The following is a 15,486-nucleotide window of genomic DNA, read 5'->3' on the forward strand; positions in this document are numbered from 1 at the left end:
CATGCCCGAGAATCAGCCGCCCGAGAGCGATCCGTTCGCCGACCTCTACGGGCGTCTGCCCGACCCGCGCAGGGGAGCACGCGCCGACGACGCACCGCCGTCGCGCCGCGCCGCCCGCGAGGCCCGCGCGGCGGGCGGCGATGCGTCCGACGCTCCGGACAGCGCGCGGTTCGACGCCGCGCGCCGCGCACCCAGTGACACGCCGTCGGCCCCCGCCCCCGAAGAAGTCACACCGGCGCCGGCGCCGGACGCCCCGGTCGCTCGACCGGCCGCCGAGATCTCACCGGATGACGCACCGCCCTCCGCCGTGCGGAACGACCCCTCGCCTGACACGGGATCACGGGAGATCCCGGCCCGCCCGCGCGACGCCGCGCCAACGGCCGGAGCGCGCCGCCCCAGCACCCGCACCGCGGGCGGTCGCGACGCAGCCCCCGGCCCCCGCCGGCGCAGCACGCCCTCGCGCGACGTCGAACCCGCACGCGAGCCCGCTCTCGTAGGTGCCGGTGCCGCCCCTGCCGCCGCATCGTCGGCCCCGGGGTCCGCGGCATCCGGATCGCTCGAACAGCTCTTCACGGGTCAGACCACCACGCACGACATCGGCCAGCCCGCGCCGCAGCCGTCGCGGAAGCGCCGCCACGTCGGCCGGTGGATCGCCCTGGCCGTCGTCGTGCTCCTGATCGGCGGCATGGTCGGCGGCGGCATGGCGCTGTGGAACACCTACGGCGATCGGGTGCAGGCCTTCCTCGGTCAAGAAGAACCGGTCGACTTCGAGGCGGGCCAAGCCACCGGTGAGACGCGCGTCACGATCGTCGCGGGCGACACCGGTGAATCGGTCTCCCCGAAGATGTTCGAGGCCGGCGTCACGAAGGCGTCGAACTCGCTGTACAAGTACATGGTCGACAACTCCATCGCCTTCACCTTCCAGCCCGGCGTGTACAAGCTGCAGCAGCAGATGACCTCCGAGGCGGTGCTCGCCGCCCTCCGCCTCCCCGAGACCCGCCTGAACTATTCCGTGCAGCTGCGCGAGGGACTGACGCTCGCGCAGTCGCTCGACCTCATCTCCGAACAGCTCGGCCTCGCACGCGCCGACCTCGACGCGGCCGTCGCCGACCCGTCGCAGTACGGCGTACCGGCCGCGACGCTCGAGGGCTGGATCTTCCCCGCCACGTACGACTTCGACGAGGGTGTCACCGCCACGCAGGTCATCGACACGATGGTAAAGCGCACCGTGCAGTCGCTCGACGCCGCGGGTGTGCCCGTGGCCGACCGCGAGCGGATCCTCATCATCGCCTCGATCATCGAGCGGGAAGCCCGCAGCAGCGAAGACTTCTACAAGGTCTCGCGCGTCATCGAGAACCGTCTCCAGCCCTCCAACCAGGAGACGTTCGGCAAGCTCGAGATGGACTCGACGGTGCAGTACGGCGCCGGGGAGATGGGCAGCGGAACGGTCAGCACGTCCGAAGAGGCGCGCAACAGCGACAACCCGTGGAACACCTACATGTACCCGGGCCTGCCGATCGGACCCATCGCGAACGCGGGCGATCTCGCGATCGACGCGGCGATGAAGCCCGCCGACGGCCCGTGGCTGTATTTCGTGACGGTCAACCTCGACACCGGCGAGACCGTCTTCACCTCGACGTACAGCGAGCACGAGAAGGCGGTCGCCCAGTGGCGGGCGTGGTGCGCCGACAATCCGAACTCGGGATGCTGACCGGACCCACGCGCCTGGCCGTCTGGGGCGACCCGATCGCGCACTCGCGGTCGCCCCGGCTGCACGCGGCGGCGTACGGCGTGCTCGGGCTCGAGTGGGAGTACGGGCGCCAGCAGGTTTCGGTCGACGCATTCACCGATCACCTCTCGGGATTGGATGCCACCTGGCGCGGTCTCTCGCTCACGATGCCGCTCAAGACGGTCGCCGCACGAACGGCCCGCTCCCTCGACGAGGACGCGCGTCGGACAGGCGCGGTCAACACCTTCCTGCTCACCGACGACGGCCCCCACGGCTTCAACACCGACGTCGGGGGACTCGCCCGCGCGCTCGAGGAGATCGGTGTGCACTCACCGGGCGCGGTGCGCGTGCTCGGTGCCGGGGCGACGGCCACGTCGGCGGTCGTCTCCGCCGCGCGCGTGGGTGCGGATCTCATCGAGGTACGCGCACGCCGCCCGGAAGCCGCCGAATCCCTCCGTACGCTCGGCGACGCGCTCGGCGTCGAGGTGCGCATCGGCGCGATCGACGACGACAGGGTCGACCCGGTGGATGCGACGATAGCGGCGCTGCCCGGAGGGACCGATCTCGGCCCGGTCGCCGACATCCTGGCATCCGGGTCCGGTCCTCTCGTCGACGTCGTCTACGGCGGATGGCCGACGCCGCTGGCGCAGGCGTGGGAGCGAGCCGGGGTGGCCGCGCACAACGGTCTCGAGATGCTGCTGCACCAGGCGCTGCTGCAGGTGCGCGTGTTCGTCACAGGCGACCCGCAGCGGCCGGTTGTCCACGAGGATGCAGTGCTGGCCGCGATGCGCACCGCGCTCGTGGGAGACTAGGGGAATGCTTCGCGTTCTCACGGCCGGCGAGTCCCACGGCCCCGAACTGATCGCCCTCATGGAGGGGATGCCGGCCGGCGTTCCCGTCTCGTCCGCGCAGATCCGCGCCGAACTCGCGCGCCGCCGCCTGGGTTACGGTCGCGGGTCGCGGATGAAGTTCGAGGAAGACGAGCTCACGCTCTCGACCGGTATCGTGCACGGCTTCACGATCGGGAGCCCGATCGCGTTGCGCATCGGCAACACCGAGTGGCCGAAGTGGACCGAGGTCATGAGCCCCGAGCCGATCGAGCTGTCCGACCGGTCGCGCGGTCGCGGTGCGGCCCTCACGCGTCCGCGTCCGGGTCACGCCGATCTGGTGGGCATGCAGAAGTACGGCTTCGACGAGGCGCGTCCGATCCTCGAGCGCGCCTCCGCCCGCGAGACCGCGGCGCGCGTCGCCCTCGGCGCCATCGCACGGTCGTTCCTGAGCGAGCTCGGCATCCGCCTCGTGAGCCACACGCTCTCGATCGGTCCGGTGCGGGTTCCCGACGATGCCGCCTTCCCGACCCCCGATGACGTCGACCTGCTCGACGCCGACCCGTTGCGCTGCTTCCACCCCGAGACCAGCGCCGCCATGGTGGCCGAGGTCGACGACGCGAAGAAGGCCGGCGACACGCTCGGTGGCATCGTCGAAGTGCTCGCCTACGGGCTGCCGCCGGGACTCGGGTCCCACGTGCAGTGGGATCGACGACTGGATGCCAAGCTCGCCCACGCCCTGATGAGCATCCAGGCCATCAAGGGGGTCGAGGTCGGCGACGGCTTCCTCACCACGACTCGTCGGGGGTCGCAGGCCCATGACGAGCTGTTCGCGACGGGGGAGGGCATCACGCGCTCGTCCGATCGCGCCGGCGGCACCGAGGGCGGAATGTCGACGGGCACGGTGCTGCGCGTCCGCGCCGGCATGAAGCCCATCGCCACGATCCCCAAGGCCCTGCGCACGGTCGACGTCGCGACCGGCGACACCGCTGCCGCACACCACCAGCGTTCCGACGTGTGCGCTGTGCCGGCCGCCGGCGTCGTCGCCGAGGCCATGGTCGCCGTCACCCTCGCCGACGCCGTACTCGACAAGTTCGGCGGCGACAACATCGTCGAGACACGTCGCAACCTCGAGACCTACCTCGCGAACCTGCCCGAGACGCTGCGCACCGCCGACGCGTCCGACGCGGGGCTCCTCGCGCATGACCTCGCCTGAGGTCGCTCCCGACGCGGCGCCCGGGTCGGCCGTCGTACTCATCGGACCGATGGGTGCGGGCAAGACCAGCGTCGGCCGCCGCGTCGCCCGCGCGCTGGGTACGCCGTTCACCGACACCGACAAACTCGTCGTGCGCGACCACGGGCCCATCCCGGCCCTCTTCGTCGCCCACGGCGAGCCCCACTTCCGTGCCCTCGAACGAGAAGCCGTGGTCGAAGCCCTCGCCCGCGGCGGAGTCGTCGCTCTCGGCGGCGGGGCCGTGCTCGACCCGGTGACCCGCGAACGGCTCACCGCTCATCGCGTGGTGCTGCTGACGGTGGCGCCGCATGTCGTGGCATCCCGGATCCACGGCGACGAGCGCCCGTTGCTGGGCGGCGAAGACCCCGTCGCCCGCTGGCAGCGCATCTACGACGAACGGCGGTCCGTCTACGAGCGGACCGCCGACATCACCTTCGACACGTCGTCGGGACCGCTCGTGCGCGTCGTCGACGACATCGTGGCCTGGGCACGCCGTGTGCCGGCCGGAGAGACGGCATGACCGACACAACCACCATCAGCGTCGCCGGTGATGCCGGCTACGACATCACGATCGGCCGCGGACTGCTCGCCGCGCTGGGCGAGAGGCTGCCCGCGGCGGCCCGCAAGGTGCTCGTGGTGCACCCGCCGACCCTCGCGAAGCAGGCCGAGGCGTTGCGCGCGCAGCTGATGGGCGACCGTCAGGTGCTGCTCGCCGAGATCCCCGACGCCGAGGCCGGCAAGCGCGTCGAGGTCGCCGCGTTCTGCTGGCAGGTGATGGGTCAGGCCGACTTCACTCGCACCGACGTCGTCATCGGTTTCGGCGGGGGATCGGTCACCGACCTCGCCGGTTTCGTCGCCGCGACCTGGTTGCGCGGCGTGGCGCTCGTGCAGGTCCCGACCACGGTGCTCGGAATGGTGGATGCCGCGGTGGGCGGCAAGACCGGGATCAACACCGCCGAGGGTAAGAACCTCGTCGGCGCGTTCTGGCCCCCGACCGCCGTGATCTGCGATCTCGACCTTCTCGACACCCTGTCGAAGAACGAAGCGACCGCCGGCTTCGCCGAGGTGGTGAAGGCCGGTTTCATCTGGCATCCGGAGATCCTCGACCTCATCGAGGCCGATCCCGAGGGCGTCGTCGACCCTCGCGGCGACGCGTTCCGCCGGTGCATCGAACTGGCCATCGACATGAAGGCGCGCGTCGTGGGTGAAGACCTGCGCGAAGCGGGCCTGCGCGAGGTCCTGAACTACGGCCACACGCTCGGCCACGCGATCGAGCACGCCGAGCGCTACCGCTGGCGTCACGGTGCCGCGATCTCGGTGGGCATGGTGTTCGCGGCCGAGTTGTCGCGCCTGGCCGGCCGCCTCTCCGACGACGTCGCACAGCGTCACCGCACCGTGCTCGAATCGCTGGGACTGCCGACGACCTACCGCGCCGGAGCGTTCCAAACGCTCAAGGCCACGATGCAGCGCGACAAGAAGAGCCGTGGGGCGATGCTGCGCTTCATCGTGCTCGACGACCTCGCGCGCCCCACCGTGCTGCAGGCCCCCGACGAGTCGCTGCTCTTCGCGGCATACCAGGAGGTCGGAGCGTAGGCTCCGACGCGGGCGCTCGATCCGCGAAACGAACGCCGAACGGCCCCGCCTCTCGAAGGAGACGGGGCCGTTCGCGGTCGGATCAGACGCTCGCGGGGACGCGTCCCTCGGCCCGCAGCCCGAGCTGATCGGTGGGGACGTTCTTCGTCTCCCGAGCGGTCAGGGCACTCACCGAAGCGATGATCGCGATGACCGCCGTGAAGATGCTGATGACGACCCAGCCGCCCGCACCGCCACCACCGAGGGCGGCGACGATGCTCGGCGCGAAGCCGGCCATGAGGAAGCCGAGCTGCGTACCGATCGCCATGCCCGAGAAGCGCACACGGGTGCTGAACATCTCGCCATAGAACGACGGCCACACGGCATTGGCTGCGGCGTACCCGCAGGAGAACGTCAGGATCGCCAGGCCGAACGTGAGCAGGTCGTTTCCGGCGCCCATCGACAGCATGTAGAACGGCATGAACGCCGCCGACGACAGCGCGCCGTAGATGAAGACGGGCTTGCGGCCGATGCGGTCGGCGAGCCTGCCGAACAGTGGCTGGGTGAACAGCGCGACGACGTTGGCCACGACGACCAGCCACAGCGTCACGCTGGCGGCGAGACCGACCTCCTTGCCGTACGCGATCGCGAGGGTGCCGAAGACGGTGGAGACCGCGGCGATGAAGGCGCAGAAGATCACGCGCAACACGTCTCGCCAGTGGTTCTTCAGCAGGGGCACCAGCGGCATCCGGGCGATCTGGCCGGTGGCCTTCGCCTGCTCGAACTCGGGGGTCTCGTGGAGGCTCCGGCGGATGAAGAAGGCCACCACGACGACGACCGCGCTGAGCCAGAACGGCACGCGCCAGCCCCACGAGAACTTGATGTCGTCGGGCAGTGCGACGACGGGGATGAAGATCAGCGCGGCGAGGATCTGGCCGCCCTGCGTGCCGGTCAGCGTCCACGACGTGAAGAACGAGCGACGCGTGTCGGGGGCGTGCTCCAGGGTCAGCGACGACGCCCCGGCCTGCTCGCCGGCCGCCGACAGCCCCTGGGCGAGGCGGCACAGCACGAGAAGAGCCGGCGCGAACCAGCCGATCTGCGCGAAGCCGGGGAGGCAACCGATGATGAAGGTCGACAGACCCATCAGGAGCAGGGTGAACATCAACACCTTCTGGCGCCCGATGCGGTCACCGAAGTGGCCGAGGATGACGGCTCCGAACGGGCGCGCGATGTAGGCGAACCCGAAGGTCGCGAACGACATCACGAGGGCCGCCTGGTCGCCCGAGGGGAAGAACACCGTCGGGAAGATGAGGGCGGCGGCGGAGCCGAACAGGAAGAAGTCGTAGTACTCCACGGCGCTGCCCATGAAGCTGGCCGTGGCCGCCTTCACGGGAGTCTTCCGCGTCGTTGCGGTGGTGGTCATGAACGGATGCTCCTTAGCGGGCGACGGCCGGTCCGACGGTGGTGTCGGCGGCGACGAGGTCGAGGAAATGGGTGGTCATGCGGTCGGGGTCGGGTCGCGTACCCGTGATGAGGGCGAACGCGTCGACGGCCTGGTGGACCGCCATGCGTCCGCCGCTGAGCGTGCGGCAGCCGCGCTCCCGCGCGGTGATCAACAGTTCGGTGTCGAGCGGTCGGTAGACGATGTCGGCGATCCAGAGCTCCGGACGCAGCAGGGCGGCGTCGAGGGGCAGTCCCGGATGCTCGGCCATGCCGACGGGAGTGCAGTGCACGAGACCGTCGGCGCTGGCCAGCACGTCGGCGAGCCCGTCGGGCGCGGCGGTGTCGACGACGGCGAGCGGATGCCGTGACGCCAGATCGTCGGCGAGGGCAGCGGCGCGCACCGGGTCGAGGTCGACGATGCTCAGCCGCGCGGTGCCCAGGCGCAGCAGCGCGTCGGCGACGGCAGACCCCGCACCTCCCGCGCCGAGCTGAACGACATGCCGGGTCTCGGCATCCGGAAGCCCGTCGACGAACGCGGCGGCGAAGCCGGTGGTGTCGGTGTTGTGGCCGACGCGCCCGGTGGGCGTGAACAGCACGGTGTTGACCGCGCCGAGGGCGGCGGCGACCGGGTCGATGCGGTCGAGGTGGGCGAGCACGCTCTGCTTGCAGGGGTGGGTGACGTTCACGGCGTCGTAGCCGAGGCGTTCCGCCCAGGCGAGGACATCGCCGATGCGCTCGGGGTCGATCCCGAGGGCGGTGAGGTCGAGCGGGCGGTAGACGTAGGTCATGCCGAGCGCGCGCGCTTCGGCCATGTGCATCGGCGGGGTGAGCGAGGGGAGGACCCCGGTGCCGATGAGGCCGACGAGGTAGGGATGCGCGTCGATCACGGTACTCCTTCGTGTCCGTGGGTCCGGTTATGTACTAACCGGTACGTTCAGAGGAAATCATGGCGGCGCCGCGTTGTCAACGGCGGGTTCCGGATGCCACGGGCCGGCGCTCCGCTTGCCGACACGGCGCCTCCGCAGGATCGAGTGTCCACAACACGCCGCACCGCTCGCGGGGCAGCGGCGTGTCTTGGACACTGATTCGGGGCCGGGGCCTCGACCGACCTAACGCGCAGCGCCTCCGCGGCATCGAGTGTCCACAACACGCCGCACCGCTCGCGGGGCAGCGGCGTGTCTTGGACACCCAACGCCCCTCGGGCGAGGCGGTGCGCGTCAGCGCGCGGGCGCCGTGAGCCAGCCGACGACGACGTCGCCGAGGGCTGTGCGAAGGTGCGCGCGACGCTCGGGGGAGGCGAGGTCGACGTCGAAGAGGTGACCGAACGTGTACTGGTTCGCGACCTGGAACACGCAGTACGAACTGATCACGAGGTGCACGTCGATCGCATCGACGTCGGAGCGGAACACGCCGGCCTCGCGGCCGCGCTCCAGGATCTCGTCGAGAAGGCCCTTCGCCGGCTGTGACAGCGTGCGGAGCCCCTCGATCTGACGGATGAACTCGCCGCGATGGATGTTCTCGATGGCGACCAGACGGATGAAGGCCTCGTGTCCCACGTGGTGGTCGAACGTCAGCTCAGCGAGGGCACGGATGGCGTCCACGGGATCGGCGTGGTCGACGTCGATCGCCCGCTCCGCCTCGCGGATACCGCGGTACGCCTCTTCGAGCACGGCCCGGTACAGGCCCTCCTTGCCGCCGAAGTAGTAGTAGATCATCCGCTTCGTGGTGCGGGTGCGGGCGGCGATCTCGTCGACGCGGGCGCCGGAGAAGCCGTCTTCGGCGAACACCTCGGTCGCGACGGTGAGCAGTTCGGCGCGAGTGCGCTCGGCGTCCCTGCGTGCCTCGGCCATTCGGTCAGACTAGTGGACCCGCTTTGTACCAGATGGTACATTCGGCGCCCATGAAGACCTCGATGGCGACCGTCTGTATCAGCGGCACCCTGGCCGACAAGTTGCACGCGTGCGCGGAGGCCGGGTTCGACGGCGTGGAGATCTTCGAGCCCGACCTGCTCGCCGCCCCCGAGAGCCCCGAGGAGATCGCGGCCCTCGCCGGTCGCCTGGGTCTCAGCCTCGACCTCTACCAACCGATGCGTGACGTCGAGGGAGTCGACGACGAGGCCTTCGCGGCGGTGCTGCGACGAGCCGACGCGAAGTTCCGCCTCATGCGACGCCTCGGCATCGACCTCGTGCTGTGCTGCAGCAACGTCGCCACCGCGACGATCGACGACGACACCGTTTCGGCCGACCAACTGCGGCGTCTCGGCGACCTGGCGGCGGGGTACGGCATCCGCATCGCCTTCGAAGCCCTCGCGTGGGGACGCTTCATCGACGACTACCGGCGCGCCTGGCGCATCGTCGAGCTCGCGGACCACCCCGCGGTGGGGGTGTGCCTGGACTCCTTCCACATCCTCTCGCGCGGCCACGACCCCGCCGATATCGGCGGAATCCCGGGCGAGAAGATCTTCTTCGTGCAGCTCGCCGACGCGCCGCGGCTCAGCATGGACGTGCTCTCGTGGAGCCGGCATCACCGACTCTTCCCCGGCGAAGGCGACTTCGACCTGACCGACTTCACCGCGCGGATCGTGGATGCCGGATACACGGGGCCGTGGTCGCTCGAGGTGTTCAACGACACCTTCCGCCAGACCGATGCACGGCGCACCGCCCGCCACGCGCGCCGCTCGCTCCGGTGGCTCGAGGACACCGTGTCGCGCGCGATGCCCGACGCCCCGGCCGAGCTGGAGATGCTGCCCGATTCGGCCGCCCCGTCCGCCGTCGACTTCGTCGAAGTGAAGGCGGAGGACACCTCCGGCGTCGAGGAACTGCTCGGCCAGCTCGGTTTCACCTCGCGCGGACGCCACCGTACGAAGCCCGTGGCCCTGTGGACCGCGGGCAAGGCGCGGGTCGTGCTCAACGAACAGCACGCCCGAGGGTGGGATCCGCGCCTGGCGGCGATCGGCCTCGAGGTCGACGACGTCGAGGCCGTCGACCTGCGCATGCGCGAGCTGGGGGTGCCGCGCGCCTATCGGCGCACGTACGCCGCCGAGGAGCGCCTCGACGGGGCGATCGCCCCCGACGGCACCGAGGTCTACTGGGCGCAGGCCGCCGACGAGGGGGACCCCGCCTGGGTGCGGGAGTTCGAGCACGGCGAGACGGAGCTGGCCACCGAGATCACGGGCGTCGATCACGTCAGCCTCAGCCAGCCGTGGGACGCCGTGGAAGAGGCGACCCTGTTCTACACCGCCGGTTTCGCCTTGCGCGTCGACAGCAGCACCGATGTTCCCGGCCCGCAGGGCCTCGTCGCCAGCCGCGTGCTCGTCGCCCCGGGCGGGGGCGTGCGCCTGCCGCTGAACGTCGCGCCCCCGATCCTCGCCGCCGAGCGGGCGGGCGTCGCCCTCCCGCAGCACGTCGCTTTCGTCTGCGCCGACGTGCGCGCGGTCGCCCGGGCGGCGCGCGAGCGCGGGTTCGCGCCGCTGGAGATGCCCGCCAACTACTACGACGACATCGCCGCGCGTTTCGCACTGTCGGAGGCCGACGTCGACGAACTGCGCGACCTCCATCTCGGGTACGACCAGGATGCCGCGGGGGAGTACCTGCACTTCTACACGCGCACGATCGGCGAGGTGTTCTTCGAGTTCGTCGAGCGCGTCGACGCCTACGCGGGCTTCGGCGCGGGCACCGCCCCCGTGCGCCTCACCGCCCAGGGTCGGCGCTGATAGCGTGCCCGACATGACGACGCCCCGCCGCCTGCTGCTCGTGAACGGTCCGAACCTCAACCTTCTCGGCACCCGCCAGCCCGAGATCTACGGACGCGACACGCTCGCCGACGTCGAGCGGGTCACCGCCGGGGCCGCCGCGCGGCACGGTCTCGAGACGCGCGCCGTCCAGAGCAATCACGAGGGCCTGCTGATCGACGCGATCCACGCTGCGCGCCTCGACTGCGCCGGCATCGTGATCAACGCCGGGGGACTCACGCACACCTCCGTCGCCCTCCGTGACGCGCTCGCATCCGTCGATCTCCCGGTTGCCGAGGTGCACATCTCGAACATCAAGGAACGCGAGACCTTCCGGCACTTCTCCTACATCGAAGACGTGGCGGTCGTGCACGTGATCGGCGAGGGCGTCCCCGGCTACGCGCGGGCGGTCGACCTGCTCGTCGAGGTCATCTCGGGCCGAGCCGACGGCTGAGGGGCTCGGGTCGGGTCGGGTCGGACGCGATCGCGTCGGTCACGGGGCATCACGTAGACTGGGTCGCTGGGTGTGCGCCGGAGCGCCGCCTCTCCTCACACGAAACGGAATACTGGCACTCATGGCATCCACCGCAGACATCAAGAACGGCGTCGTCCTGAACATCGACGGTCAGCTCTGGAGCGTCGTGGAGTTCCAGCACGTCAAGCCCGGCAAGGGCGGCGCGTTCGTCCGCACGAAGCTGAAGAACGTCATGAGCGGCAAGGTCGTCGACAAGACCTTCAACGCCGGCGCCAAGATCGAGACCGAGAACGTCGACCGCCGCGACTTCACCTACCTCTACAACGACGGCGAGGGCTTCGTCTTCATGGACGTCGCCGACTACGACCAGATCACCGTGGGATCCGCCACCGTCGGCGATGCCGCCAACTTCCTGCTCGAGAACCAGCAGGTGCAGATCGCGCTGAACAACGGCAACCCGCTCTACGTCGAAATGCCGCCGTCCGTCGTGCTCGAGGTCACCTACACCGAGCCGGGTCTGCAGGGCGACCGCTCGTCGGCCGGCACCAAGCCCGCGACGGTCGAGACCGGCTACGAGATGCAGGTTCCGCTGTTCCTCGAGACCGGCACGAAGATCAAGGTCGACACTCGCACCGGCGAGTACCTCGGCCGCATCAGCTGACGTTGAGCGCCCGCACAAAGGCGCGCAAGCGCGCCCTCGACATCCTTTTCCAAGCCGACGTCCGCGGTGAAGAGCTCGCGATCATGCTGGCCACCGAGGCCAAGCGCGCATCGAGTGAGCCCGAACGTCAGGCCTCGTGGCTGTACGCGCGCGACATCGTCGACGGCGTCATCGACAACCGCGACGCGATCGACGAGCAGATCACCACGTTCTCCAAGGACTGGTCGCTGCAGCGCATGCCCGCCGTCGACCGCGCCCTTCTGCGCATCGCCGCGTGGGAGATCCTCTACAACGACGAGGTGCCCACGGCCGTCGCGATCGACGAGGCGGTGGAGCTCGCGAAGGAGTTCTCGACCGACGACTCCGGCTCGTTCGTGCACGGCGTGCTCGCGCGCATCGCGCGTTCGTCCTGACCCTCGCATCCTGACTGCTCGCGACGTGACCCGACGCGGCCCCAACGTTTCGTCGGCGGTCGCGTCGCCGGGTTTTCGGGCAGGTGCGGCACGGCGTGGCGCTGTGATCCGGAGTGCCGCTGCGACTGCGTCGGGAGCTACCCCGTGGGTAGCAAGAGACGCGAACCGCGGGGAGAAACGGCACCTCCCGGCGTTTCTGCTCGCGAATCGCGTTTCTTCGACGCTCAGGCGCCCCGCGCACACACCGGCGAGGGACGCGCACGGGCCACTGTCGGAGGTCTCCGGCAGGATGCTCGCGTGACCACCTGGCGCGATCTCGTCCCGAGGAGTGAGCCGGCCGCGTTCGAGCCGCTCGCCCTCGGCATCGAGCTGCGCCAGCGCGAGGCCTACGACCCCGCCCGGTGGGACGCCCGCGCGGTCGTGCCGGTCACCCCGCGCGTGCTCGCACAACGGCAGGACGACCTGCAGCTCGTCGCGCGGCCTCTCGTACGCGGAACGCGAGACACCTGGATCCGGGCGGATGCCACGTGGGATGCCGTGCGGCGGTCGTCGGGCCGCTTCGATCCGTCGCAGGTTCGCTGGTTCGCCGAGTTGCACGCCCTGGCCCAGGCGCTGAGGACGACGGGACCATTCGCCCCGTCCGGTGACACGATCGCCCTCGATGCCGTCGACTCACCCCTGCTCTGGCCCCATTTGCGCGCGGCGGAGGCGCTCGGCATCCCGATCGTCTCGATGAACACGCAGCAGAGCGTGAGTCTCGCGGCCCAGGCGACGGCGCGTGTGGCGCTGGACGCCGTGGGTGGGGGAGCGTTGCGCGTGTCCGCCGACCTCGAGATCGACGGACGGCGACGGGATGCCGCTCACGCCCGGGCGATCGGCGGGTACGGCCTGTTCGCCTACGAGCTCGACCGCGACCCCGTGCCCCTCGTTCTCGCGGCGGTCGATCTGCCCGCGCCGCTGCCCTCCCTGCTCCGAGGCGGGGTGGTCGAGGTTCCGTCGGACGACGCGGCGGAGTTCGTCGCCGAGGTCTACCCCCGGCTGGCGCGCCGCGCGCCGCTGTCGGTCGGCGCCGGTGTGCCGGCGCCGCCTCCGGCGCGGCCGACGCTCACGCTCGAGGTCTCGTACGTCGACGGCGACGCGGTGGAGTACCGCCTCGACTGGGTCTACCCCGGCGGCTACCGTGTTTCATGGAACGACGATCGGCAGCACCCCGACCGTGAGGACCGCGCCGAGGCGCAGATCGGGGAGCGGTTCGAGACGGCGTGGATGTCGGCATCCGATCTGCCCCTCGCGCCGCGGGCCACCCTGCGCGATGCCGACGCCGCGGCCTTCAGCGCGCACGTGCTCCCGGCTGTCGACGTGGTCGACGAGGTGCGTGTGCGCACGCGCGGCATCCGCCCGACGTTCCGCGAGCTGCGCGGCGATCCGTCGTTGCGCATCACGACGGTCGAGTCCCTCGATCGCGATTGGCTCGACCTCGGAATCGCCGTGACGATCGACGGTCGACTGATCCCGTTCGGCGTCCTGTTCACGGCGCTGTCGCGCGGGCGGACACGCATCAAGCTGTCCGACGGGGCATGGTTCTCGCTCGCTCACCCGGCCCTGCAACGACTGCGGGAGCTGCTGGACGAAGCCGCCGCGCTCGACGAATGGGAGACCGGGCCGCGCGTCCCGCGCACGCACCTGGCCCTCTGGGCGGAGTTCGAAGACCTGGCCGACCAGTCCGAGGCGGCGGGGGAGTGGCGACAGCTCGCCCGGGCGCTGCGCGACGTCGCCGAGGTACCCGAGGTAGCGACGCCGCCCGGCTTCCTCGCCGACCTGCGTCCCTATCAGCGCGAGGGCCTGTCGTGGCTCGCGCTCCTGCACGCACACCGACTGGGCGGCATCCTGGCCGACGACATGGGACTCGGCAAGACCCTGCAGCTGCTCGCGCTGATCGCCCACACCCGTTCGCGCCGAGACGTGCGCCCGTGGCTCGTCGTCGCCCCCACCTCGGTGCTCCCGACATGGCACGCCGAGGCGGCGCGGTTCGTCCCCGAGCTGCGGGTCGCCGTCGTCGAGGCGACGTCCGTGCGCCGTGATCGGACCATCGCCGACATCGCGGGCGATGCCGACGTGGTCGTCGCGTCGTACGGCGTCGTACGAGCGGATGCCGAGGAGTTCGCCGCGACGCACTTCTCGGGGGTGGTGCTCGATGAGGCGCAGTTCGTGAAGAACCCCGCGACCCGCATCCATCGCGCCATCGCGGCGCTGCGCGCCGACGCGGTGTACGCGGCCACGGGCACGCCGATCGAGAACGGGCTCGACGACCTGTGGGCGCTGCTGGCTCTGACCGCGCCCGGGTTGTTCCCCTCGATCCGGCAGTTCCGTGAGGACTACACCCGGTCCATCGAACGGCTCCCCACCGACGCGCCCACCGAGCTCTCAGCCGCCGCCACCGACGCTCACCGCGAGAAGATGCTCGCGAAGCTGCGCCGACGCGTGCGGCCGTTCCTCTTGCGCCGCACGAAAGACGTCGTGGCATCCGATCTCCCCCCGAAGCAGGAGCAGGAGATCGCGGTTCCCCTCGGCCCCGCGCATCAGGCGGTCTACGACCGGGTGCTGCAGCGCGAGAGACAGAAGGTGCTCGGCCTGCTCGACGACCTCGATCGGCAGCGGTTCATCGTGTTCCGCTCGTTGACGCTGCTGCGTATGTTGGCACTCGCGCCGGGTCTGGTCGACGACCGTGACACGAGCCTCGGCTCCGCGAAGCTCGATGTGCTGCTCGAACGGCTCGTCGAGATCGCCGCCGAGGGGCACCGTGCGCTGGTGTTCAGCCAGTTCACCTCGTTCCTCGACATGGCGGCGCGGCGGCTGGATGCCGAGGGCCTCGCCTACGCGCACCTCGACGGCAGCACCACACGGCGTGGCGACGTGGTCGCCGACTTCCGCCAGGGTGACGCGCCGGTGTTCCTCATCAGCCTCAAAGCCGGAGGGTTCGGGCTGACTCTCACCGAGGCGGAGTACGTGTTCGTCCTCGACCCGTGGTGGAACCCCGCGGCCGAGGCACAGGCGATCGACCGCGCCCACCGCATCGGACAGGACAAGAGCGTGTTCGTCTACCGGTTGATCGCCGCGGGCACGATCGAGGAGAAGGTTCTCGCCCTGCAGCGCCGCAAGGCCGCGCTGTCGGAGGCGGTCATCGACGACGGCGAGGCGTTCGCGGCGGCGCTCGACGCCGAGGACATCCGTGGGCTCCTCGGGCCGTGATGCGGGAGGGAGCTGCGGCGTCGTGTCGCGTACGAGGGCACAGCCGATCCCGGCGCGGTCCGGCATCCGTCTCCCGGGAAGGTCCACGCCCACCGCCCGCCCAGGCGACCCCCGCGTAGACTCGACGGGTTCCGTCCACGACACAGGAGCGAC

The 15,486-nt window shown here is 70.6% G+C and carries 13 protein-coding genes; 10 read left to right on the forward strand and 3 right to left on the reverse strand.

The window, feature by feature from the left end:
• Window position 1 precedes the first annotated feature (1 nt).
• The 5 genes from mltG to aroB are packed head-to-tail and all read left to right on the forward strand — an operon-like array spanning window position 2 to window position 5,383.
• The gene (gene mltG / locus ASF76_RS06620) at window positions 2–1,711 is read left to right on the forward strand and encodes an endolytic transglycosylase MltG (RefSeq protein WP_082484899.1); all 1,710 of its coding nucleotides are present in this window, start codon (window positions 2–4) and stop codon (window positions 1,709–1,711) included.
• Window positions 1,705–2,541 carry a shikimate dehydrogenase gene (locus tag ASF76_RS06625; protein ID WP_055954781.1) on the forward strand — a complete coding sequence of 279 codons (837 nt, stop codon included), beginning with the start codon at window positions 1,705–1,707 and terminating at the stop codon, window positions 2,539–2,541. The genes mltG and ASF76_RS06625 overlap by 7 nt, the downstream gene beginning before the upstream one ends.
• 4 nt (window positions 2,542–2,545) lie before the next feature.
• The gene (gene aroC / locus ASF76_RS06630; protein ID WP_055954784.1) at window positions 2,546–3,772 is read left to right on the forward strand and encodes a chorismate synthase; all 1,227 of its coding nucleotides are present in this window, start codon (window positions 2,546–2,548) and stop codon (window positions 3,770–3,772) included.
• On the forward strand, window positions 3,759–4,310 hold the full coding sequence (locus tag ASF76_RS06635; RefSeq protein ID WP_055954787.1) for a shikimate kinase: 552 nt from the start codon (window positions 3,759–3,761) through the stop codon (window positions 4,308–4,310). Before aroC ends, ASF76_RS06635 begins: the two co-directional genes overlap by 14 nt.
• Window positions 4,307–5,383, forward strand: coding sequence for a 3-dehydroquinate synthase (gene aroB / locus ASF76_RS06640; protein WP_055954790.1), 1,077 nt, complete (start codon window positions 4,307–4,309; stop codon window positions 5,381–5,383). Before ASF76_RS06635 ends, aroB begins: the two co-directional genes overlap by 4 nt.
• 82 nt (window positions 5,384–5,465) lie before the next feature.
• Here aroB and ASF76_RS06645 read toward each other — a convergent pair whose 3' ends face one another.
• From ASF76_RS06645 to ASF76_RS06655, 3 genes are all read right to left on the reverse strand, one after another.
• On the reverse strand, window positions 5,466–6,785 hold the full coding sequence (locus ASF76_RS06645) for an MFS transporter (RefSeq protein WP_055954794.1): 1,320 nt from the start codon (window positions 6,783–6,785) through the stop codon (window positions 5,466–5,468).
• 13 nt (window positions 6,786–6,798) lie between these two features.
• Complete coding sequence (locus ASF76_RS06650) at window positions 6,799–7,692, reverse strand: shikimate dehydrogenase (RefSeq protein ID WP_055954796.1); 894 nt, start codon at window positions 7,690–7,692, stop codon at window positions 6,799–6,801.
• A 330-nt stretch (window positions 7,693–8,022) separates the two neighbouring features.
• Entirely contained in the window at window positions 8,023–8,655 is a 633-nt protein-coding gene (locus ASF76_RS06655) for a TetR/AcrR family transcriptional regulator (RefSeq protein WP_055954799.1), read from the reverse strand.
• Window positions 8,656–8,705: 50 nt separating this feature from the next.
• Between ASF76_RS06655 and ASF76_RS06660 the strand changes: the two genes are divergently transcribed.
• The 5 genes from ASF76_RS06660 to ASF76_RS06680 all read left to right on the forward strand — a co-directional run bounded on the left by ASF76_RS06660 (window position 8,706) and on the right by ASF76_RS06680 (window position 15,333).
• Window positions 8,706–10,517: a sugar phosphate isomerase/epimerase and 4-hydroxyphenylpyruvate domain-containing protein gene (locus ASF76_RS06660; protein WP_055954802.1), complete on the forward strand. Its 1,812-nt coding sequence runs from the start codon at window positions 8,706–8,708 to the stop codon at window positions 10,515–10,517.
• Between the two features lie 13 nt (window positions 10,518–10,530).
• Window positions 10,531–10,989, forward strand: coding sequence for a type II 3-dehydroquinate dehydratase (locus ASF76_RS06665; protein WP_055954805.1), 459 nt, complete (start codon window positions 10,531–10,533; stop codon window positions 10,987–10,989).
• A gap of 121 nt (window positions 10,990–11,110) precedes the next feature.
• On the forward strand, window positions 11,111–11,671 hold the full coding sequence (gene efp / locus ASF76_RS06670; protein WP_055954808.1) for an elongation factor P: 561 nt from the start codon (window positions 11,111–11,113) through the stop codon (window positions 11,669–11,671).
• 2 nt (window positions 11,672–11,673) lie between these two features.
• The gene (nusB, locus tag ASF76_RS06675) at window positions 11,674–12,084 is read left to right on the forward strand and encodes a transcription antitermination factor NusB (protein ID WP_055954811.1); all 411 of its coding nucleotides are present in this window, start codon (window positions 11,674–11,676) and stop codon (window positions 12,082–12,084) included.
• 297 nt (window positions 12,085–12,381) lie between these two features.
• Entirely contained in the window at window positions 12,382–15,333 is a 2,952-nt protein-coding gene (locus ASF76_RS06680; protein ID WP_055954814.1) for a DEAD/DEAH box helicase, read from the forward strand.
• The last annotated feature ends 153 nt before the right edge of the window (window positions 15,334–15,486 follow it).

Origin of the sequence: Microbacterium sp. Leaf151 (assembly GCF_001424225.1) — a bacterium.
Classification (GTDB): Bacteria; Actinomycetota; Actinomycetes; order Actinomycetales; family Microbacteriaceae; genus Microbacterium.